Source organism: Erythrobacter sp. JB3-1, assembly GCF_057364995.1.
The window spans coordinates 2,795,665-2,817,573 of sequence record NZ_CP200289.1 but is presented as its reverse complement, the minus strand read 5'-3'; the positions used below and the strand labels follow the sequence as shown (position 1 = coordinate 2,817,573).

The window sequence follows — 21,909 nt, the reverse complement described above, 5'->3', positions numbered from 1 at the left end:
TCCTATTCCTCTCATCCGCGAGTAGTGTTGCAGAAATCGGCCGGTATCGAAAGGCTGGGATCGAAAGGACGTTCGAATATGTCAGAGGCAGCGGCCAAGGCAAGTAAACCGGGCTGGGCAGAGGTCTTTCGCTCGATGGGGCAAAAGAAGACCGGCTATATGGCGCTGTTCGGCTTTGCCAGCGGTCTGCCCTTTGCTTTGTTCCTGGGCACTTTGTTCGCATGGCTCAGCGATGCCGAGGTCGATCTGGAGACCATGGGCGTGTTCTCGCTGATCGGATTGGCCTATGCATTCCAATTCCTATGGTCGCCGCTGATCGACAAGGTCAACATTCCCGGCATGCGCCGCCTGGGCAAGCGTAAGCAGTGGATTGTGCCCTCGCAATTGCTCCTAGGGGCCATCCTGGTCTCGCTTGCGCTCAGCAATCCCACCAATGAGAGCATCGGCTGGTTCAGCCTGCTCGCAGGTATCGGAGCATTGGCCAGCGCCACACAGGACATCGCTATCAACGCCTGGCGCATTGATGTCGCTGACGAGAAAGCGACGCTCGATATCCTCTCCACCGTCTATCAAATGGGATACCGGCTGGCCGCGCTGGTTGGCGGGGCATTGGGCCTGATTATTGCCGCGCGGATCGGCTGGCCTCAGACCTACTTGCTGATGGGTGCGATCCTGCTGGGCATTGGCTTTATCGGCCTGTTTGCGCCTGACAGCGACAGCAAGAAACTGGCCGAGGGGCAGCCCGCGGTCGTCGATGAGCTGTTCGTGGGCCTGCGCAAGCAAGGCGAGCTCGAACCCGGCATTCGCGCCAAGGCGCTGCTGGTGGTGGGCGGCTTATGGGCAGGCGCCATCGGTGTGGTCGTGACCTTCATGTATATGTCTTTGGCCTACGCGCCGGAGGACCGTCCAAACCCGACCGAGTTCACCGTCAATTATGGCCCGTGGATCATTGTGGCGACCATCATTGTACCCGCGTTGATCGCAGGCTGGCTGGCGAGCCAAAAGAAGCAGGGTAACTATCTGCTCACCGAAGATGCGCCCGCGCCGCAGGGCAGCGGGTTTGTGATGGATCACCTTTACCGCGCGCTCGTTTTGCCATTGGTTGAATTTGTCGGACGCATCGGCTGGTCGCTGGTGCTGATCCTATCGCTCGTTCTGACCTACAGGATTTGCGACGCGATCTGGGGCAGCTTTGCCTATCCGTTCTATCTCGGCGAACTCGAATACACCAAAGACGAGGTTGCCTTCGCCTCGAAGTTCTTCGGCGTCGGGGCAATCATCCTCGGCCTTGCGCTGGGCGGCTTTATGCTCACCATGATGGGCCGGATGCTGACGCTGACGATTGGCGCTTTGCTCGCCGCGCTCACCAACCTGCTCTATGCCGATCTGGCGCTGGGCGGGGCGAATATGCAGGCGGTCAGCGATGCGGTTGGCTTCTCCTGGGCGATCAGCCAAGTGCCCGTCATCGGCAGCCCATCGCTCGCCAAGCTGACCTTCACGATCTTCTTTGAAAACCTCGCGATCGGCATCGCAGGCGCGGCCTACATCGCGTGGCTTTCCTCCATCGTGAACAAGAATTTCAGCGCGGTGCAATATGCCCTGCTGTCCTCGCTCACATTGCTAGTCGGCACCTTGGGGCGCGGAGCTTTGGGCGAGATGATCGAGGACCAAGGTTACTATGATGTCTTCATCCTGACGACCCTGATCGGCTTTATCGCGGTCGCACTGTGCCTGGCTGAATGGTTCCGCCAATCACGCAGCGGGCCGACCGGCTCCGGGGTCGTCACGCCAGAGGCGCAGCCAGCGGAGTAGGCGCCTTTGGCTGAGCCTCAGCTTAGCGCGAAGCGCGACTGGTGGAGCGCGGCGAGACCCTATTTTGAGAAGGAATCGCTCGCCGCGTTCTTTGTCGGCGTGTCCTCTGGCTTTCCCTATGCGATGATCGGCGCAACGCTGACAACGCGGCTTGCGCAGGATGGGATCGACAAGGCGACCGTTACCGCTTTCACGCTGGCCTTCCTCGTCTACAATTTCAAAGTGTTTTGGGCGTGGGTCGTCGATGGCGTGCGCATCCCGCTGCTCGGTCGGTTAGGGCAGAGGGTATCGTGGATGCTGTTATCCGGCGTGATGGTGATCGCGGCGGTGGTCAATCTCGCGCTGGTCGACCCATCGGGCAATCTGCCCGCGACGATCATCGCCGCCGTACTGGTCGGCATTGCTGGGGCAACATTCGACATTGTGATCGACGCCTACCGGATCGAGACGCTGAAGCCGTATCAGCTAGGCACGGGCTCGGGGATGAACCAATATGGCTGGCGCGTCGGCTCCGCTGGGGCTGGGGCCATCGCATTGGTGGTCGCCGTGCGATACGGGTGGGAGGCGGCCTATCTCTCCTGCGCTTTGCTGGCGCTGCCCGCGATGCTCACCGCGCTGATCATGGGCGAGCCCGCACGGCGGCAAGTTACGATCGCGCGCAAAGGTGTTAGCGACGTGTGGCAGTCGATCGCCGGGCCTTTCAAAGAGTTCTTTCAGCGGCACGGCGCGTGGCTCGTTCTCGCCTTTATCCTCGTCCACAAAATCGGCGATACGCTCGCGAACCTCACATTTCGGCTGCTGTTCGATGATCTGGGGTTCAGTAATGATGAGATCGCAATTTACGACGTAGGCGTGGGCTTTTGGGCCTATCTGATCGGCATCTTTGTTGGCGGGATCATCTATGCGCGCCTGGGCCTGAAACGCTCGGTCCTGATCGCGCTCATTCTGATGGCGGTGTCGAATGTCAGCTTTGCAGCCTTGGCGGCGGCGGGGCATTCAAATCTGGGGCTCGCCTCGGCCATCGGGTTTGAGAATTTCGCGAGCGGATATGGCGGCGTTGTGGTGGTCGCCTATTTCTCGGCGCTGTGCGACCTACGCTTTACCGCGGCGCATTATGCGATGATCAGCGCAGCGGCGAGCATCGTCGGCAGGCTGATCACAGGGACCACGGCAGGCGGGCTGATCGAGGCGACCGGCTATGTGAATTTCTACCTGCTCACCACAGTCTTGGCGGTACCGGGGATTGTGTTGTTCTGGTGGATGATGCGCAGCGGATTGGTCGACGATTCCATGGGCACGGCGGGGAGGGAGCAGGAGCAAGCCGCCGAGTGAATGCGTGAGATACCGTCTGCCCTGAGCCTGTCGAAGGGCTGCCCTGTTTCTTTGATCGATAAAGAGAAGTTCAGTCGTTCGACAAGCTCAGGACAAGCGGGTGTTCGTTAGTCCGGGATCTCGTCATTCAGGCGCAGGACTTCGCCCGCCAGATAGAGCGATCCCGCGATCAGCACAGGGTAACCGTCATCGGGAATGTTGAGCAGCGCGTCTTCAATGTCTGATGCGGCGCGCGCGTCGGGTCCGAACGCTTCGGGCGGGTGACAATTTTGGCCGGGCACCGGGACGATAGTGAGGCTGCGCACTTTGTCGCCCAGCGGATCGAGCAACGCGCGCGGGTCTTTGTTGGCGAGCATGCCTAAGATGAGATGGACTGGTTCGTCGAAATGTTCGGCGATCGCCTTTCCGGCGTTCGAATTATGACCGCCATCGAGCCAAACGGGCTGTTCTGGCGTGAGCGCTGTTAGCGGGCCATTGGACAAAAACTGCATCCGGGCGCGCCAATTGGCCTTTCTCACGCCAAGCGAAATCGCATCGTGGCCAACTGTCAGTTTATCCTGAATTAGCAGCATGGAAATTGCCAAACCTAGGTTCCGCAGCCGATGGTCCCCGCTAAGGGCTGGTAGCAGGTGGATAGTGTCATTCGAGTTTGGGAGGTAATTGGCCTCGCCGTTCGAAATGTAGAAGTTGAGGAATTCCTCTTGAAGGATCGCACCGATACTATTTGCGACATCCTTGACCGCTGACTGTGCCTCATTTGGATAAAGATCACTGATCGTCACCAACGGCACGCCCTTTTTCGCAATCCCAGCCTTCTCAAAAGCGATCCGAGCCATCGGCTCCTTCGGCACGCCGTCCTCTGGCGCGAGCAGGAACTTCTCGTGATCGATCCCCAGTGCCGCAATCCCGCAGGCCGCGAGCGCGTCGGGCTCCAGCACATTGGTGGCGTCCAAACGCCCTCCAAGTCCGACCTCGACCACGCAGGCATCGGCAGGCACGCGGCTGAACGCTAGGAAAGCGGCGGCGATTGTGACCTCGAAAAAGCTCGGGCCCAGTTCCTCGCACGCGTCCAGCACTTCCGCCAGCAGCGCCGCCAAATCCGCATCGGAAATCAACTCTCCGGCCAGCCTGATCCGTTCATTATAGCGCACCAGATGCGGGCTGGTGGTCATATGGACGCGGTAACCCTCCGCCTCCAGCATGGCGCGCAGGAACGCGCAGGTGGAGCCTTTGCCATTGGTGCCTGCGACATGGAAAACCGGCGGCAATTGGCGATGCGGATTGCCGAGCCGCTCCATCATCGCGGTGATCGTCTCCAGCCCGATGCGCCCCTCCGGCACGCTCAGCCGGCTTAGACGGTCAAGCTGAGCCTGAACGCGCGGGTCGTCGGACTTTCCGAAATCCATTAGTTATTACTCGTCATTGCGAGGAGCCCGAAGGGCGACGCGGCAATCTATCTAACAATGGGTCGTTTGGGCGCAATGCCAGAACATGGATTGCTTCGCCTTCGGCTCGCAATGACGAAGCCCCACTAAGCCGCGACGGGCGGCTGCAGATAGTCGATCACATTGGCCAAAGTGGCTTTCAGATCATGGCGCTTCACCACCATATCGACCATGCCATGCTTGTGGAGGTACTCCGCGCGCTGGAAGCCTTCGGGCAATTGCTCACGAATGGTGTCCTGGATCACCCGCTGTCCGGCAAATCCGATCAGCGCGCCGGGCTCTGCAATCTGGATATCGCCCAGCATCGCATAGCTGGCGGTGACGCCGCCCGTGGTCGGGTCAGTCAGCACGACGATATAGGGCAGGCCGGCCTCTTTCAAGCGGCGCGTCATCACGGTGGCGCGCGGCATTTGCATCAGGCTGAGAATGCCCTCCTGCATGCGCGCACCGCCGGCGGCGGTCACCACGATATAGGGGCATTTGCGGGTCAGCGCCCGCTCGGCCCCGGCGCAAAACGCCATGCCCACGGCCATGCCCATCGATCCGCCCATAAAGCCGAAATCCTGCACCCCGACGACCGCAGGGTGGCTGTCGATTGTGCCCGATCCTACGACAAATGCATCGTGATGCGGATTGTTGGTCCGCGCGATTTTCAGCCGGTCGGTGTATTTCTTGCTGTCCTTAAATTTCAGCGGGTCTTCGGTGACCTGCGGTTGAGGCAGCAGGTCAAACCCTTCGTCCAGCAGCAGGTTCAGCCGCGCATCGGCGCTGATCCGGCCGTGATGCTCACAGCGCGGGCAGACCGAGAGATTGTCCTCATATTCCTGAACAAACAGCATTTCCTGGCAGGATTTGCATTTGATCCACAAATCTTTCTCAGAGCTGCGCTTGTCGCTAAACCCCAGGGAATTGCGGACGCGGGTGAACCAGTTCATTTCAAAATCCTGTTTGCTTGGGCGATCTAGGCTCTAGCCGTGTGGACCGCGTGCGCCAATGCTGATGTCAGCTCTTGTAGCTTGGCGGGAGCCTGTGCGCCATATTCACCGATGATTTCCACAAGTGCGGAGCCGACGACGACCCCGTCGGCGACTTTGGCGATATCGGCGGCTTGCTCTGGCGTGCGCACGCCAAACCCGACCGCAACCGGCAGGTCAGTGGCCGCTTTGAACCGCGCAACCGCCGCTTCAATGCTGTCCTGGGCGGCCTGCTGTTTGCCGGTGATACCCGCAACAGATACGTAATAGAGGAAGCCATTGGCGCCCTCCAGCACGGCGGGCAGGCGCTTCGCATCGGTGGTGGGTGTCGCCAGCGGGATCCAGTCGATGAGATGGGCATCGAGGTCCCATTTGAGCTCTTCGTTCTCCTCCGGCGGCAGATCGACGCAGATCACGCCCCTGACGCCTGCTTTATAGCAGGCCTGAGAGAACCATTGCTCTCCGCGCCGAACCATCGGGTTGGCATAGCCCATCAGCACCAGCGGGACATCGGGATGCCGCTTGCTGAAGTCTGCGGCGATTGCGAACACATCCGCGGTCTTTGTCCCAGCGCCAAGGCTGCGCAAATTCGCGCTTTGGATCGCGGGGCCATCGGCCATCGGATCGGTGAACGGCATGCCCAGCTCAATCACATCGGCGCCGCCCGCGACCAGCGCATCAAGATTGGCCGCGGTGTCACCATCGCCAGCGGTGATGAAGGCGACCAGCGCAGGATGACCCTTGTGGAAGGCCGCAGTGAGAGGGGATGGGGGACGTGTCATTGCTCAGCCCCCTCACCTTTTGGGGAGGGGGTTGGGGGAGGGGCACTTGCCCGCAAGTCAGCCACAAACTCAGACAATTGCACCAAAACTCCGTCCATATTTCCCATCACATCCGAATTTGAAAATCTGATCACACTGTACCCATGATCCTCAAGGGATTTGGTTCGCGCCGCATCATTGGCCTCGCGCCCGGCATGCGTATCGCCATCAACCTCAATGATCACTGTCGGATCGTTAGCGGCAAAGTCAGCGATGTGGGAACCAATTACCTTCTGCCTGCGGAGTTTTATCCCTTGAAATCGGCCTGCGCGAAGCGCCATCCACAGCCGCTTTTCGGGCTCCGGCATGGCCTTGCGCATTTGCTTGGCGCGCTGCGTGAGAGCGGCGCTGCGCATTACCCCTCTCCCAACCCTCTCCCCTGAAGGTGAGAGGGCTTTTGAGGTTTGGAGTCGATAGCGAGGCGGGTCACAGCGGTACATCTTTCTTCGAAAACAGGCCCCACAGGCCGCAAATTACGGCGACAACAAGCATGAAAATCGGCACGCCATCCCAATGGAATTCATCAGCATTGAATGCCTTGAAGAGTATCAACACTGGCGAGATCAATAGACCGATGCCGAAGCCCTTCAGTCCTCGTGCAACCCTAAAACCGCCAAACAATCGTCCCAGAAATGGGGGCTTGCCCCCGACGATTGGGCCGTCATTATCCCACTTCACATCTCCACCCCAAGCTTCTCAGCCACGGTGAAAATGTCTTTATCGCCGCGGCCGCATAGGTTCATCAGGATGATTTCATCCTCGCCCATTTCCTTTGCGCGTTTCGCAACGGCGGCGATGGCGTGGCTTGGCTCCAGCGCGGGGATGATGCCTTCGGTGCGGCACAGCAGTTGGAAGCCATCGAGTGCCTCCTTGTCTGTGACGGCGGTGTATTCGACACGGCCGCTTTCTTTCAGCCAGGCGTGTTCTGGCCCGATGCCGGGGTAATCGAGCCCGGCGCTGATCGAGTGGCCTTCGGTAATCTGGCCGTCTTCATCTTGCAGCAGGTACGTCTTGTTGCCGTGCAGCACGCCGGGTGATCCGCCCAGCAGGCTGGCGGCGTGTTCATCTCCGTCGAGCCCATGACCCGCGGCCTCAACTCCGAGCATTTTTACATCAGCATCGTCGAGGAACGGGTGGAACAGGCCAAGCGCGTTTGAGCCGCCGCCAATGCAGGCGACCAACAGATCGGGCAGACGGCCCACGCGGTCGAGCATTTGCGCGCGCGCCTCTGTGCCGATTACGCTTTGGAAATTGCGCACCATCTCGGGATAGGGGTGCGGGCCGGCGGCTGTGCCGATGATGTAGAACGTGTCGTGGACATTTGCGACCCAGTCGCGCAGCCCCTCGTTCATGGCATCTTTCAGGGTCGCGCCGCCGCTGGTCACGGGCACCACTTCCGCGCCGAGCAATTTCATGCGGAAGACGTTGGGCGATTGCCGTTTCACGTCCTCTGCGCCCATGTAGATCACGCAGGGCAGGCCAAAGCGCGCGCACACGGTCGCGGTGGCAACGCCGTGCTGCCCTGCGCCGGTTTCTGCGATGATGCGGGTCTTGCCCATGCGGATCGCGAGCAGGATCTGCCCGATGCAATTGTTGATCTTATGCGCGCCGGTGTGATTGAGTTCGTCGCGCTTGAACCAGACTTGTGCGCCACCCAGCGCCTCGGTCAGGCGCTCGGCATGATAGAGCGGGGAAGGGCGCCCGACATAATGCTTCATAAGGTCATCAAACTCAGCCGCAAAGGCCGGGTCTTGCTGAGCCGCGCGATATTCCCGCTCCAGATCGAGGATCAGCGGCATCAATGTCTCGGCGACATAACGTCCGCCAAACTCGCCAAAATGCCCGCGATCATCAGGCTGGTTCTTAAAGGAATTGGGGGTGGTGTTGTTCAAAACAAAAAATCCGTTTGGGCTGAGCCTGTCGAAGCCCCGTTCTTCACTTCTGGCTCAGCGCCTCAAGAAACAATGGAGCCCTTCGACAGGCTCAGGGCGAACGGGGTGATTAAGTTGCAAGAGCGGCCTGACAGAAGGCCGCGATCTTGTCCACGTCCTTGACGCCGGGCGCGGTTTCCACTCCGGATGAGGTGTCGACCAGCTCTGCCCCGGTGGCGCGAATGGCCTCGGCTACGTTATCAGCATTGAGGCCGCCGGCGAGGCCCCATGGCACCTTGTGATCGTGACCAAGCAGCAATTCCCAGCGGAAGGTTTCACCATTGCCGCCGGGCAGTTCCTTGGCCGGAGCATCGAACAGGAAACGGTCGATCTTACCGATAAACTTGTTGGCACGTTCCAGAGTGCCTTCGTCTCTCAGGCCGACCGCCTTCCACACCTCGACGTCGGTTTTCTCGCGCACCAATCCTGTCCATTCGGGCGTTTCGCCGCCGTGGAACTGGACAATGTCGGGCTTCACGTCGGCGATGACTTTGCCCATTGTGGTGACATCGGCATTCACGGTCAGCACGACGGCTTTGACCGAGGCTGGGATAAGCGCGCGCAGCCGCGCGGCCTCCGCCAGCGAGACATGGCGCGGGCTTTTCTCAAAGTGCACCAGGCCGATATGCGTTGCCCCAGCGGCGACGGCGGCTTCGATGGTCTCAGGCGTTTTGAGCCCGCAAATTTTGATTAGTGGCGATGTGCTTGTCATGGGCGTGCTTTAGAGCTTGCAATCCGCAGCGCATAGCTAGAATTGGTTGCTGCTGCACAGGTTTTGCTGACGGATGTACGCTTCAATTGGGGAATATTTAATGCGTTCACCTGGGTTTGTGACGGCGTTCGCGGCGCTATTTTTGGCGGCCTGCAATCCGGTTGCGGCAACGGAAGGCGCAGAGGCTGAGATCGCTCAGTTTCAGGAGCGCTTTCAAAGCGGGGATCAGGACGCGATTTGGCGCACAACGCATCCGGAATTTCGCAAGCTGGTGAAGAGGGAGCAATTGTCGGTTATGCTCAGCGACTTTCGCGAGATTCTGGGTGCGCTGGAAAGCACCAATCGCGAGAGTATCAACGTCAATTCCACGAACGGCACGACCAGTGTTGAGATCGTTATGCGCAGCCAATTCGCTAATGGCGAAGCGCTGGAAACGTTTGGATACCGCGAGCAGGGCGAACGCTGGATGCTCATCAATTACGTGGTGCAATCGCCGCTGATCGACGACTATGACTTTTCAAAGCTGGAAGGCGATGGACTGATCTACGAAGCCGCACCGGAGGCAGCGGAGTAGGCGCGAAGCTAGGTTCGATTAGAGGCCCTTCGGGCCGACGCCGGCTTCGATGGTCTCAGGCGTTTTCAGCCCGCAGATTTTGATTTGAGTAGAGGTCATTTGGAGGCTCTGTACTTCCGCGTCCAAGGATTGAAATAGCCAATAAGCAGACCAATCAGCCAAGCTGGCATTGCGAAGCCCGCAAAGATGATAAGGCCGAAACCCCAGCCGAAACATTGCTCTGGATTGGCGTGTGGCGAATGAACGCATCCCTCCGTCATTCCCCACAGAAAATACACAGCGATTGGCATCACGGCTGACGCAAACAATACCACCCATCTGGCTTTCGTGCGCATGTAAATGGATACTGCTGCACCGATTGGTAAGGCGATAAGAAAGATGCCCGAAAGGAGCAGCACGCCCACATCGATCATATCAAAGCGTGGCTTCGATAGCCCTTGCAGCGGCGACGGGGTCTTCCGCGCGGCTGATTGGGCGTCCGATTACCAGCACGCTAGCACCATTGTCGCGGGCGGAGCGCGGCGTGACGACGCGTTTTTGATCGCCTGTGCCTGATCCCGCTGGACGCAGACCGGGGACGACGAAGAAACCGTCTTTCCACTGCTTGCGCACTTGGCCAACCTCTTGGCCGGAGCAGACAACGCCGTCGAGGCCCGCCTCATGCGCCAGTTCGGCGAGCCGCATCACATGCGTTTCCGGGCTGCCATAAATACCAGTCCGCGTGAGGTCGTTTGCATCAAGGCTGGTCAGCGTAGTCACGGCAACCACTTTGCAGCCCTCGGCCGCTGCAGCCTTGGCGTCCTCCATCATCGCGCGTCCGCCGCTGGCGTGCACGGTGACGATGGCTGGCTCGCACAGATGCACCGCCTGCATGGCTCCAGCAACAGTGTTGGGGATGTCGTGAAATTTGAGATCGAGAAAGATCGGCAGGCCGATATGCGCGATTTCATGCACGCCGTGGCTGCCATGCGTGCAGAAAAATTCCAGACCTAACTTCACGCCGCCGATATGTGCTTTTACCTTTTCAAGCAGAGCCTTGGCAGGCTCAATGTGCGGCATGTCGAGCGCGAGATAGATCGGGTTGCTCATATCAGGTGCTGCTTTCTGGTTTCACTGCGGCGTCAGGGGCGAGGGCGCCTGTCTGCGATGCTTCAACCGGCTCCGGTGCGGCGTCCGGCGCAGCAGCGGTTGAAGTCGCCGCCGGTGCATGACGTTGAGACAAAGCGTTTGATTTCACCGCATTCTCAAGGCTGCGGATGCGGCGATTGAGGGACCATTTGCTGCCTCGGTGATATAGCCACATGGGCACAATACCGAGCAGGAATGATACGATCACGATCGCCGGAACCCGAGTGTCCCACACCAGGCCGGGCCAGATTCGCACCTCGGTCGCGCGGTCGAAATTGCCAAAGGTGAAGGCGATGATTGCAATCAGGATCGCAATCCAGATGATCGTGCGCAAAATTTGCATGCAGAGTTTCCTAAACGGCTAAGCCACTGGCGGTGTTTGAGCAGCGCAGAACCTAAGCCTTTTCAGCCTTGAGTCTAGCGCCAGCTGCTGAGCAGCGCATCAGCCAAAGACGCGTGCAAACACCGTGTCGACGTGTTTGAAGTGATATCCGAGGTCGAATTTGTCTTCGAGCTGCTCGGTCGTGAGCGCAGCAGTGACTTCCTCATCACCCTTCAGCAGGTCGAGCAATTGCAGCCGTCCATCCGATTCCCACACCTTCATCGCATTGCGCTGAACCAAGCGGTAGGCGTCTTCGCGGCTGACACCGGCCTGCGTTAGGGCGAGCAGCACGCGCTGAGAATGCACAAGGCCGCCCATCCGGTCCATATTGGCCTGCATGCGCTCTGGATAGACCAGCAGCTTGTCGATCACGCTGGTCAGGCGCGCGAGCGAGAAATCGAGCGCGATGGTCGCATCAGGCCCGATGTAACGCTCAACGGAGGAGTGCGAGATATCGCGCTCATGCCAAAGCGCCACGTTTTCGAGCGCGGGCATAGCATAGCTGCGGATCATGCGCGCTTGGCCGGTAAGATTTTCGGTGAGGATCGGGTTGCGCTTATGCGGCATGGCCGAGGAACCCTTTTGCCCTGGTGAGAAGTATTCTTCCGCCTCCAGCACTTCGGTGCGTTGCAGGTGACGCACTTCCACCGCGAGCCGCTCAATCGAGCCAGCGATGACCGCCAGCGTTGCAAAATACATCGCGTGGCGATCGCGCGGGATCACTTGTGTGCTGACCGGCTCTGGTTTCAGGCCGAGCTTTTCCGCAACGTGTTCTTCGACCGCTGGGTCGATATTGGCGAAGGTGCCCACCGCGCCCGAGACTGCGCAAGTCGCGATTTCCTCACGCGCAGCAATCAGCCGGGTGCGGCAACGGTCAAACTCGGCATAGGCTTGAGCCATTTTCAGGCCGAACGTCACCGGTTCTGCATGGATGCCGTGGCTGCGACCTATGGTGGCGGTGTATTTGTGCTCCTCAGCGCGGCGTTTGATCGCGGCGAGAAGAGCATCCAGATCGGCGAGCAAGATGTCGGACGCGCGCGCCAGTTGCACCGCCAAAGTCGTGTCGAGCACGTCAGAGCTGGTCATGCCTTGGTGCATGAAGCGCGCCTCGTCGCCGACTTGCTCGGCGACCCAGGTGAGGAAGGCGATCACATCGTGCTTGGTCACGGCCTCAATCGCGTCAATTGCCTCAACGTTGATCTTTGGGTTCGTCGCCCACCAATCCCAAAGCGCCTTTGCCGCGCTGTCGGGCACAACGCCCAGCTCGCCCAGTTTCTCGGTCGCATGGGCTTCAATCTCGAACCAGATGCGGAATTTCGCCTCAGGCTCCCACAATGCGCTCATTTCCGGGCGGGCATAACGAGGGACCATGGCTTGGGAACTCCAGTGTGAAATTGCGTGGGTAAAGATGTGGATGCGCGGCTATGCCGCATCAGCGCAGATGGCAAGGGCGAGGGGAGTGCATTGCCCCAGATTCTGCATAGTTCTATCCGCGTCAGTGCCGTCCTCAATTGTTTATCAATCGAATTGCTGTTTTCTCATTTGACAGCAGTATTTCGCGTTATACTCTGTCGGCAATACAGGGAAAACGGGGCCACTTAATGACATTCCAAGTTTCGCGGACGGCAGTTTCGCTGATCGCATTGTGCTGTTCGTCGGCAGTGATCGCGGGGGAAGAGCCGCTTTATGAGCCTGCACCCGCTTGGATTGATCCAGTCATCTTGGCCGAGGTTGAGCGTGATCCCACTAATCGGCAAATCGTCAACGACACTCAGATTCGTATCGAGAATGGGCTGAACTGGGAATACACCGATGTGGTTTACCGCGTCGCCAGCCTGTCTGACCTGTCCAATGTCGGCACTCTGACGGCGCAGTGGCTGCCGGACAAAGGCGACTTAATCGTCCACGAAATCTCGATAGTGCGCGGGGACGAAGTGATCGACCTGGTCGAACAGGGCGAGGTTATGGAGGTGCTGCGCCGCGAGCGGATGTTAGAACGGCGCATCTTGGATGGCTCGCTAACCGCGACATTGTCAGTTCCCGGCCTCGAAGTCGGTGACGAGCTGCGCATGCGCTATTCCGTGACCAATTCCGATCAGGCATTGGGCGAAGAGGTCCAGACCCAGCGGTTCTTGTGGCGCGAACCCAACACGGTTGCCGATTTTGCGCGGATCCGCGCGTCATGGCCCGATGATCTGGATGTGCGTTACAAAGCTGGCCCGAACTTCGATCTGCCGCAGGTTGAACAATCAGACGGACACAATTGGCTGGAGGTGACGCTGCCTCTGGAAGAAGCCGATGAGTTCCCGAATGATGCGCCGCTGCGCTATCGTCGGGGCACGATCCTGCAACTCGGCACCTTTGCCGATTGGGCCGAGGTATCTAGCACCATGGCGCCTTATTACGAGACAGATGGTGCGCTGAATGGCCTCGATGATTTGCTCGCCAAGGTGGAGGCCATTCGCGCCGAGCACACGGGCGATCTAGAGCAAGCCGTCGCTGCCTTGGAATTGGTGCAAGAGGACATTCGCTATCTGCTGAACGGGCTTGATGGCGGAAATTACCTGCCTCAGGATGTCGCGACGACTTGGGAAAACAAATACGGCGATTGCAAAGCGAAGACTGTGATCTTGCTGGCGATCCTGGATCATCTGGGGATTGAGGCGGAGCCAGTGCTCGTATCGAGCCGCGCGGGCAACACCGTCCCGATTTCCCTGCCAATTCCCGGCGCGTTTGACCATGTTCTGGTGCGCGCAGAGATTGGCGGCAATCTGTATTACCTTGATGGCACGTCGCTGGGCGCGAATATGCACACGGTCGGCAATGTACCGCCCTTCGAATACAGCCTGCCCATTCGCAGCGCTGGCGCACAGATTGAACCGATTGAGCAGGTTTTGCCGCGAGTGCCGGAATTGCGAATGGACATCGCCGTCGACACCTCGGCCGGTCTGGATTTGCCCTCGCTCGTGACATTCGAAATGAAGTTTTGGGGCGCTGCCGCGGCGCAAATGAATGCCGAGGCTGAAAAGCTCGACGACGAACGCCGCAAACAAATAGGCAGCAGATTTGGCGGCGAAATGGCGTTGCTGGACGTGGATATCATCTCTGGTGAGGATGATAGCGAAGCGACGCTGGTGATGACTGGGATCTCCGAAAATCTATTCGATTTCAACGGTGCAAAAGGGGAAGTCGACGCGACAATTGCCGCCGAGCAGATCACATTCGCTCCCAATCGTTCGCGCAAGGAATGGCGTGATTTGCCGGTTTCCGTTGGGGCTAGCAGCAGCGCAGCGTACAGCATGACAATGACGCTGCCCGACGATTTCGACGGTTACGAACTGGTGGGCAGCGATCCGATCGACGTTGAGGTCGCTGGACAGCGCTATACGCGTCAAACAAGCCTCGACGACCGGGTGTTTCAGGTTTCCGAAATTGTGACCACCAAAGGCGGCGAAATCCTGCCCGAGGCATTCCGCGAGGAACGCCGGAAGGCTGCCAGTCTCGCGCGCCAAGAGACAAAGCTGACCACCTCTGACGATGTGCCGCGCCGCTGGCGTTTCGCAAGGGGAGCGGATCGCAGCGTCCTGGAACCGCTAGAGGCTGCCTATGCGGAATTGATCGACAAAGATCCCGACGACAAAGACCCATATCTGCGCCGCGCCGGCTTTCGTTATGTCACCTATGATTGGGCTGGCTCGCTGGAGGATATGAACAAAGTCATCGATCTGGAAGCGACGGCGGAATATTATGGCCAGCGCAGCTCAGTTCATTCGCAATTGCTGGATCTCGAAGCCAACAAAGCGGATTTGGAAGAGGCCTATGCGCTCGATCCCACCCCATGGCGGGCGATAGATCTTGCCACTGCAATGGCGGATATGGGCGACTATTCCGGGGCGCGCGAAATCATCGAATATGAGGACGGCGACGAAGAAGTTCGCCAAAGTCTGACGGTTGCTCTCGCAGAACTCGACGCACTTGAAGGCCGCGCCAGCGAAGGTCTGGCAACGATCAATCAAATGCTGGCTGGTGATCCCAACGATTCCGGCCTGCTCAATGAGGTTTGCTGGTTCAGCGGAACATGGAACGTCGCGGTTTCAGACGGAATTTCCGTGTGCACCAAAGCGGTCGAGAACAGCGGCGAATCAGCCAGCATTCTCGACAGCCGCGCGATGATCTATCTGCGTAATGGCATGTTCGATAAAGCCATGGCGGACATTGATGCAGCGCTCGAGTTGGAGCCCGATCAAACGGCCTCGGTTCTGCTGCGCGGCCTGATCCGGCTTGAGCAGGGCGACAAAGGCGGCCAAGCGGACGTGGACGACGCACTCGCGCGGGAGCCATATTTGGCAACGGCATATCGGCGCTGGGGGTTTGACCTCTAAGCGACAACTGATCGCAATGCCGATTGGCCGTGCTCATGTGTTAGACAGCTAACAACATGAACCAAAGCGGCGCATCATCGACTGAAAAAAGCGTAAGTTACGCGCGGGGCCGCGCTTGGCGCAGGTTGATGAAGTTTTATTCCGGCAGCACGCTGTTATTTTGGCCGATCACAGATCTGATTACGCGTTTTTTCGTTGCGCAATATTTTTTCCGGTCGGGCTTGGTAAAGGTCGCTGATTGGGAAAAGGCGGTCTGGCTCGCGGCGAATGAATACCCGATTGGCTGGCTCGAACCGACGCACGCAGCCGCGATCGGATTGTTCATCGAATTGGTTTGTCCGCTGCTCTTGTTGGCAGGGTTTCTTATGCGGCCAGCGTCGGCGTTGCTCGCGTCGCTGTTGGTTATTGCGCAGCTAAACTACATCCCGATCACCACCAACCTGATGCTGATTGCCATGCTGATCTGGTTTGTTTTCTGCGGCCCGGCTGCGCTGTCAATCGATCGAGTGTGGGCGGTGACACGCACGCTTGGCAAAAGCCAGATTTTGCAAATTTTGCTTCGTGTTGGCGCATGGCTTCGCCAGGCTGCGAAACCATTTTTGTTGCTGGCGATGCGGGTTTGGCTTGCGCTTGCTCTAATGGCTTTGGCTGGCGCTTTTGAGCCATCCATTGCGCTTGCGACGTGGCTGCCCATTACCAGTTTCAGCGGCACACCCGATTGGCTGGCATTTGTGTTCGGCGGCCTCTTGCTGCTTGGCATTGGCGCTACACCAATATCCTACGCGCTGACCTTTATGATTGGCTATTTCATGCTGGCCGGAGCGCATCCCGATGTCACATTTTATCCCGTCCTGCTGCTGGCGGTTTATGAGGCTCAGGGTGCTGGGCGCTTCTCGCTGGATTATTACGTGGAAAATTGGCTCGCTGGCAAAAGTGGCAGCGCTGAAGACACACCATATGATGATGAAAGCGTCGGCGTGATTATGGCTATCTGGGCAGGTTCGCTGTGGGCGAGGGTAAGCTGCAGGAAAGCGGAGATCGAACCGAAAAGTTAAATCAAGCCCTTAGCGCGCAGGCTGACATGTCCCTCGCGGCCGACGATCACATGGTCGTGTACGGTCACGCCGAGCAATCGGCCTGCTTCGGCGATCTGCAGCGTCACTTGAATGTCTGCGCGGCTCGGCTCTGGATTGCCGCTCGGGTGATTGTGGACAAGGATCAGCGCGCTCGCCCCGACATCCATCGCCTTGCGAATGACTTCGCGCGGATGGATCGAGGCCTCGTCAATCGAGCCATCGCCAACATGGTGATCATCGATCAGGCGGTTCTTCGCGTCGAGATATAGCACTCGGACGCGCTCTACCGTGAGATGCGCCATATCAATCGCGAGATAGTCGATCAGGTTTTGCCAAGAGCTGAGCACTGGTTTGTCCGCGACTTCGCTGCGCGCCATGCGCCGCGCGGCAATCGCCACGCTTTTGAGCGCTGCAGCGCTGCTGTCGCCGATCCCTTTGATCTGTTTGAGCGCCGCCGGGTCCGCATTCAAAACGGCCGACAACGAGCCGAATCGTTTGAGCAGCGCCTTGGCGACGGGCTTTGTGTCGCCCTGCCGCATTCCGGCGAACAGCAGGAATTCGAGCACTTCGTAATCGGCCAGCGCCTCTGCGCCGCCTTTTAGCAGCCGCTCGCGCAGCCGCGCTCTGTGCCCGGCGCCCGCGTGCTTCCCGGCATCGCTGCCGTTCCCGGCGCTGGGCTCTTCGCCAAACATGTCTTCAGCTTGCGGCAAGCTGCCTCCTTATAACGCGAATATGCGCGCTAGTGTCTTGCTTGCATTGCCTTTAACGCTCGATACGCGCAAGTGTGAGCTTATCATGGCGTCAGCCCAAACGGAACATCTTGAAGAGACGCCCAAGTGGAGCCTGTGGCCGCGCCGCAGGCGTTGGCGCGCGCTCATATTAGTGCTGTCACTGCTCGGCATCGCGGGCGTGTGGGTGTGGATGGCGCGCGAGCAATATGCGGGCAATTTCATTGATGCAGAGCTGGCAAAGCTGGAGCTGCCCGCGGATTATGAAATTGTCTCTATTGGTCCGCAGCGTCAGGTTTTGCGCGATCTGGTGATCGGCGATCCTGACCGGCCTGATCTCACGATTGAGCGTGTCGTGGTTGATCTTGAATACAGCTTTGGTGCGCCGTCGATTGGCATGGTCGAGGTGATCGGTGCGCGATTGTTCGGTTCTTACCGCGATGGTCGGCTGAGCTTTGGCACGCTGGATCCGGCGATTTTTGGCGAAAGCGATGCAGAGCCGGGCCTTCCGGCAATCGACGTGACACTGGTCGATGCGCGCGGGTTGATAGAGAGTGATTACGGCAGAATCGGGCTCAAAGCCTCGGGGCAGGGTCTGTTGAGCGACGGATTTGAAGGCGTGCTAGCAGCGACAGCGCCGGAGCTTGCGGTTGCGGAATGCTCGGTGGAGGCCGCAACGCTCTATGGTGACGTCACGACGTCAGGTGGGGAGCTGGCATTTGACGGGCCACTGCGTTTGCGGGCGCTCGATTGTGCAAATGGCGGTCCTCAGCTCGCGAGCGCCGATGTCGGCATGCGCTTCACCCTTGCATCGGACTTCGCCAGTGCGGACGGTGAATTGGACCTCACGGCTGAGCAATTGGCTGTCGCTGGGGCAGAGGCCTCTACGCTTGGCGGTGATGTGCAGCTCGGCTGGAAAGATGCGCAGTTGAATGCGCGCCATGATTTGCGCGCGGATAATGTGATGACGCCCTATGGCGCGGTGGCCGGCCTGACGCTGGATGGCACGCTGAGGGCGCAGGACGGGTTTGATGCGCTGGAATGGGCTGGGCGACTAGAGGGCGAGGGCGCAAGCATTAGCGGCGCGCTGACTGAGCAATTGCAGGCGTCACGCAGCGCGGCCGAGGGCACATTGCTTGAGCCTTTGCTGGCTCGGTTCCAGCAGGGGTTCGGTAACGCCACCCGCGATGGCACGATGATCGCCGATGCGACCTTGCGCGTGTCGCCAGAAGTCACCAACCTGATTGTGCCGGAGGCGCGGCTTAAGAGCGCGTCCGGTGAGACATTGCTTGGCGTGTTGCGGCTTGCGTGGACGAGTCCGGTGGACGGCCTTGGTCGGCTTAGCGGTAATATTGCGACCAGCGGCGAGGGTATCCCGCGCATTTCCGGGCGGATGGAGCAGGTCGGCAGCGGCAATCTTGCGCTGCGCCTGAGGATGGAAGAATACGCAGCCGGGGAGAGTAAGCTCGCCGTGCCAGAGCTGCTCGTGACACAGGCGCCGAGCGGCGCTCTGAGGTTTGCGGGCGATGTGCGGGCCTCCGGCGCACTGCCCGGTGGCAGTGTCCAAGGGCTCAGCGTGCCACTGGAAGGCACTTGGTCGCCGCATGGCGGGCTGATCGCGGGTCAAAGCTGCACCAATGTTCGGTTTGATCGCCTCGCGCTCTATGATCTAGCGCTGGATCGGCAAAGTCTCCGGCTGTGTCCTAGCGCTGGTGGGGCAATGGTGCGCTATGGTGAGAATCTGCAAATCTCAGCGCAATTGCCTAGCCTCGCGCTGCGCGGGCAGATCGCGGGCAGCCCGCTGCTACTCGACACTGGCGCTGCCCAATTCGGCTATCCCGGCGTGGCCAGTGCGTCAGACGTGGAGGCGGTGATCGGGACGCGCGAGGAAGGGCTGAGCCTCTCGCTTGGCAACTTAGAGGCGAGCTTTGCCGACACAATCGGCGGCGTGTTCAGCGAAGGCGAGGCGAGGATTGGCCTGGTCCCGCTCGATCTGGATGAGGTCAGCGGCAATTGGCTTTATAACGACGGCATCCTCAGCATTGATGAGGCGCAGTTTCGCGTCACAGACCGGGAGGCAGTCGACCGGTTTGAACCGCTGATCGCCCGCGATGCCGTGATGGTCCTAAACGGCAGCGATATTCGCGCGGAGGCATTGCTGCGCCACCCGGCGACAGACCGCGAGGTTGTGGCGGTTGAGGTCACGCACAATCTCAGCACAACTACCGGCAATGTGGGATTGGATGTCGAACGGCTTGTCTTCGATGGCACCCTGCAACCCAGCGATTTGACGATCTACACCGACGGTGTTGTCGCGCTGGCAAAAGGCGATGTAAGCGGGCAGGGTCAGATCAATTGGACCGCCGATGACATTACCAGTGGCGGCATTTTCACCACCGAGCAATTCGATTTCGCTGCCGCCTTTGGCCCGGTAAAGAATGCCCGCGCGACGGTCGAGTTTACCGATCTCTTGACGCTTACCACCGCGCCTGATCAGACAGTTGATCTCGGCTCCATCAACACCGGTATCGAGGTGCTGGATGGCAAGATCACCTACGCTCTTGAGGAGGGGCGGCTGGTGAAACTGAAGGACGCTCGCTGGCCGTTTATGGGCGGAGAGCTGGTGATGCGCGGGGTCGACCTCAATTTCGCGGTGCCAGAGGAGCGGCGCTATATCTTTGAGATCATCGGGCTGGATGCGGGCACATTCATATCAGAGATGGAGTTCGGCAACCTCTCGGCTCAGGGGACGTTCGATGGCACGATCCCGATCATCTTCGACGCCGAGGGCAACGGCCGGATCGAAAGCGGCCTGCTGATCTCTCGCCCGCCGGGCGGCAACCTCTCTTATGTTGGCGAGCTTGCCTATGAGGATCTTGGCACAATTTCCAATTACGCCTTCGATGCCTTGCGCAGCCTCAATTACAACCAAATGGCGATAACTATGGACGGCAGCCTGACCGGTGAGATCATCACCAGTGTGCGTTTCGACGGGATCAGCCAGGGGCAGGGCACGTCACGCAATTTCATCACTAGGCAGATCGCCCGCCTACCGATCCGGTTCAATATCAATGTACGCTCACAATTCTGGGAGCTCAGCCGGCTGCTGCGCTCAACCTACGATTCCAACTATCTGCGCGATCCATGTCTGACATCGGATCCAAAATGGCGCGCGAGTCGGTTTTTTAAAGTCGCCTGTCAGAACACGCCCGACGTCAATCCAGAAGACATTCCGTTAAGTGAACTGTCCATTCAGCCTCAAGAAAGCGAGAATACGCCATGATCATGTGGAAATTGACCGATCTATGCGGCGCTGCCACAGGGCTATCCATGATGGATAGACTGAATTCATGGCGAACTGCGGGTCGGGCCGGATTGATGGGGGCGGGCGCAATTGCGCTTTGTGGTCCATTGGCGGGGTGCATCAATGTTGCTGCACCTGACAAGCCGATTGTGATCGAGCTCAACATCAATATCCGGCAGGAAGTGGTTTTTGCTTTGGCCGAAGATGCGGCCAACACGCTTGAGGAAAATGCGGATATCTTTTGATGTTCGCATTCGCCGCAAAGCAGGAGGAATAAGAGAATGACAAATATGCGCAAAACTTTGCTTGCTGCCGCCGCTGCGACTGTGGCCATCACTGGCTTTCACGGCGCTGCACAGGCCCAGCGTGATCCGGCCTATGCCGCCGCGCGCGCCAATGGAAGCATTGGTGAGAAGCGCGATGGCTACCTTGGCGTGGCCGGGGCTGAGACCGCTGAGCTTCGCCGATTGGTCAACGATATCAACATCAAACGCCGCGCTGTTTACGCCCAGCGCGCACAGGCGGCCAATGCGACGCTTGATGAATATGCCTTTACCGCCGGTTGTCAGGCGATCCTGCGCACAAGCCCGGGTGAAAAATATCAGGCACCCGATGGCACGTGGCAAACCCGCACAAATGCGGCGCCAATGCGCGATCCACGCTGCCCGTAATTCGGATTAAAATCTGCCAATAGCCAAAGCGCGAGCTGTCATCCTCCCAAGGCGGCTTGCGCTTTGCGCAATGGCTATCGCTATATTTGCCTCCCTAACAGGCCGTTTGATTGTGACTGGCGGTTGACTTGGATATGCCCCCCTTCTAAGGGGTGCGCGCCCTTGGCGGACACCTTGTGGCGCGTGTTTTGGCGTCCAACCTTTAGGAAGCTGACATGAGCGATAAGAAGTCCGCACAGGAACCCATCGCCGAGGATGCGCGTATCGATGCACTCGAGGAGCGGCTGAAAGCTGCCAACGAGCGCGAAGAGGAACGCAACCGGCCTCGGGTATCAGGCACCGATGCGAATTATCGCAGCGGCAACCGGGTACTCGCAGACCTCCTTGGTGGGATTCTTGGCGGCGCAGTGATTGGCTGGACGATTGATTATTTCGCCGACACTTCGCCCGCGGGTCTGTTGATAATGATGGCCTTCGGGATCATCGTTGCCTTCAGGAACATTATTCGAGCGGCGAACACTCGTCCCGATGATATTGATGAGGGCTAAGGTGCTCCGATTTGAGATCATCAGTTGGGGCGCGTTTCTTACAAGGTTTAAGGACTAAGAGATCGTGGCAGCCGAGGCAGGCAAAGTCG

Annotated in this window: 21 protein-coding genes; 9 read left to right on the top strand and 12 right to left on the bottom strand. The window is 59.0% G+C overall.

The window, feature by feature from the left end; all coding sequences use genetic code 11:
• Nucleotides 1-78: 78 nt before the first annotated feature.
• Nucleotides 79-1,812, top strand: coding sequence for an AmpG family muropeptide MFS transporter (locus AC0V6M_RS13430; protein WP_486139302.1), 1,734 nt, complete (start codon nucleotides 79-81; stop codon nucleotides 1,810-1,812).
• 6 nt (nucleotides 1,813-1,818) lie between these two features.
• Nucleotides 1,819-3,144 carry an AmpG family muropeptide MFS transporter gene (locus tag AC0V6M_RS13425; RefSeq protein ID WP_486139301.1) on the top strand — a complete coding sequence of 442 codons (1,326 nt, stop codon included), beginning with the start codon at nucleotides 1,819-1,821 and terminating at the stop codon, nucleotides 3,142-3,144.
• 107 nt (nucleotides 3,145-3,251) lie between these two features.
• On the opposite strand, the gene AC0V6M_RS13420 is transcribed toward AC0V6M_RS13425, so the two are convergent.
• The 7 genes from AC0V6M_RS13420 to AC0V6M_RS13390 form a co-directional block, all read right to left on the bottom strand.
• Nucleotides 3,252-4,550 carry a bifunctional folylpolyglutamate synthase/dihydrofolate synthase gene (locus tag AC0V6M_RS13420; RefSeq protein WP_486139300.1) on the bottom strand — a complete coding sequence of 433 codons (1,299 nt, stop codon included), beginning with the start codon at nucleotides 4,548-4,550 and terminating at the stop codon, nucleotides 3,252-3,254.
• Between the two features lie 125 nt (nucleotides 4,551-4,675).
• The gene (accD, locus tag AC0V6M_RS13415) at nucleotides 4,676-5,524 is read right to left on the bottom strand and encodes an acetyl-CoA carboxylase, carboxyltransferase subunit beta (protein ID WP_486139299.1); all 849 of its coding nucleotides are present in this window, start codon (nucleotides 5,522-5,524) and stop codon (nucleotides 4,676-4,678) included.
• A gap of 26 nt (nucleotides 5,525-5,550) precedes the next feature.
• A complete protein-coding gene (gene trpA, locus AC0V6M_RS13410; RefSeq protein WP_486139298.1) occupies nucleotides 5,551-6,345 on the bottom strand; it encodes a tryptophan synthase subunit alpha in 795 nt (264 codons plus the stop codon).
• Nucleotides 6,342-6,740 carry an endonuclease domain-containing protein gene (locus tag AC0V6M_RS13405; RefSeq protein ID WP_486139297.1) on the bottom strand — a complete coding sequence of 133 codons (399 nt, stop codon included), beginning with the start codon at nucleotides 6,738-6,740 and terminating at the stop codon, nucleotides 6,342-6,344. Before AC0V6M_RS13405 ends, trpA begins: the two co-directional genes overlap by 4 nt.
• Nucleotides 6,741-6,810: 70 nt before the next feature.
• Entirely contained in the window at nucleotides 6,811-7,062 is a 252-nt protein-coding gene (locus AC0V6M_RS13400; protein ID WP_486139296.1) for a hypothetical protein, read from the bottom strand.
• A complete protein-coding gene (gene trpB, locus AC0V6M_RS13395) occupies nucleotides 7,059-8,276 on the bottom strand; it encodes a tryptophan synthase subunit beta (RefSeq protein WP_486139295.1) in 1,218 nt (405 codons plus the stop codon). The genes AC0V6M_RS13400 and trpB overlap by 4 nt, the downstream gene beginning before the upstream one ends.
• A gap of 109 nt (nucleotides 8,277-8,385) precedes the next feature.
• The gene (locus AC0V6M_RS13390) at nucleotides 8,386-9,027 is read right to left on the bottom strand and encodes a phosphoribosylanthranilate isomerase (RefSeq protein ID WP_486139294.1); all 642 of its coding nucleotides are present in this window, start codon (nucleotides 9,025-9,027) and stop codon (nucleotides 8,386-8,388) included.
• 100 nt (nucleotides 9,028-9,127) lie between these two features.
• Here AC0V6M_RS13390 and AC0V6M_RS13385 point away from each other — a divergent pair, with 100 nt between their 5' ends.
• Nucleotides 9,128-9,601 carry a hypothetical protein gene (locus AC0V6M_RS13385; protein WP_486139293.1) on the top strand — a complete coding sequence of 158 codons (474 nt, stop codon included), beginning with the start codon at nucleotides 9,128-9,130 and terminating at the stop codon, nucleotides 9,599-9,601.
• Nucleotides 9,602-9,696: 95 nt separating this feature from the next.
• Here AC0V6M_RS13385 and AC0V6M_RS13380 read toward each other — a convergent pair whose 3' ends face one another.
• The 4 genes from AC0V6M_RS13380 to purB all read right to left on the bottom strand — a co-directional run bounded on the left by AC0V6M_RS13380 (nucleotide 9,697) and on the right by purB (nucleotide 12,482).
• On the bottom strand, nucleotides 9,697-10,014 hold the full coding sequence (locus AC0V6M_RS13380) for a hypothetical protein (RefSeq protein WP_486139292.1): 318 nt from the start codon (nucleotides 10,012-10,014) through the stop codon (nucleotides 9,697-9,699).
• A 1-nt stretch (nucleotide 10,015) separates the two neighbouring features.
• On the bottom strand, nucleotides 10,016-10,690 hold the full coding sequence (pyrF, locus tag AC0V6M_RS13375; RefSeq protein ID WP_486139291.1) for an orotidine-5'-phosphate decarboxylase: 675 nt from the start codon (nucleotides 10,688-10,690) through the stop codon (nucleotides 10,016-10,018).
• A gap of 1 nt (nucleotide 10,691) precedes the next feature.
• On the bottom strand, nucleotides 10,692-11,072 hold the full coding sequence (locus AC0V6M_RS13370; protein WP_486139290.1) for a DUF1049 domain-containing protein: 381 nt from the start codon (nucleotides 11,070-11,072) through the stop codon (nucleotides 10,692-10,694).
• 99 nt (nucleotides 11,073-11,171) lie between these two features.
• Nucleotides 11,172-12,482, bottom strand: coding sequence for an adenylosuccinate lyase (gene purB, locus AC0V6M_RS13365; protein WP_486139289.1), 1,311 nt, complete (start codon nucleotides 12,480-12,482; stop codon nucleotides 11,172-11,174).
• A 230-nt stretch (nucleotides 12,483-12,712) separates the two neighbouring features.
• Between purB and AC0V6M_RS13360 the strand changes: the two genes are divergently transcribed.
• Nucleotides 12,713-15,493 carry a DUF3857 domain-containing protein gene (locus tag AC0V6M_RS13360; RefSeq protein WP_486139288.1) on the top strand — a complete coding sequence of 927 codons (2,781 nt, stop codon included), beginning with the start codon at nucleotides 12,713-12,715 and terminating at the stop codon, nucleotides 15,491-15,493.
• 128 nt (nucleotides 15,494-15,621) lie between these two features.
• A complete protein-coding gene (locus AC0V6M_RS13355) occupies nucleotides 15,622-16,548 on the top strand; it encodes a DoxX family protein (RefSeq protein WP_486139287.1) in 927 nt (308 codons plus the stop codon).
• Here the strand turns inward: AC0V6M_RS13355 and radC are convergent.
• Entirely contained in the window at nucleotides 16,545-17,279 is a 735-nt protein-coding gene (gene radC, locus AC0V6M_RS13350) for a RadC family protein (RefSeq protein WP_486139286.1), read from the bottom strand. The genes AC0V6M_RS13355 and radC overlap by 4 nt on opposite strands.
• 85 nt (nucleotides 17,280-17,364) lie before the next feature.
• On the opposite strand from radC, the gene AC0V6M_RS13345 reads away from it, so the two are divergent.
• From AC0V6M_RS13345 to AC0V6M_RS13330, 4 genes are all read left to right on the top strand, one after another.
• Entirely contained in the window at nucleotides 17,365-20,580 is a 3,216-nt protein-coding gene (locus AC0V6M_RS13345) for an intermembrane phospholipid transport protein YdbH family protein (protein WP_486139285.1), read from the top strand.
• Between the two features lie 47 nt (nucleotides 20,581-20,627).
• The gene (locus tag AC0V6M_RS13340; protein WP_486139284.1) at nucleotides 20,628-20,846 is read left to right on the top strand and encodes a YnbE family lipoprotein; all 219 of its coding nucleotides are present in this window, start codon (nucleotides 20,628-20,630) and stop codon (nucleotides 20,844-20,846) included.
• 36 nt (nucleotides 20,847-20,882) lie between these two features.
• Complete coding sequence (locus AC0V6M_RS13335; protein ID WP_486139283.1) at nucleotides 20,883-21,272, top strand: YdbL family probable chaperone protein; 390 nt, start codon at nucleotides 20,883-20,885, stop codon at nucleotides 21,270-21,272.
• Nucleotides 21,273-21,487: 215 nt separating this feature from the next.
• Entirely contained in the window at nucleotides 21,488-21,820 is a 333-nt protein-coding gene (locus AC0V6M_RS13330) for an AtpZ/AtpI family protein (protein WP_472645086.1), read from the top strand.
• Nucleotides 21,821-21,909: the final 89 nt, after the last annotated feature.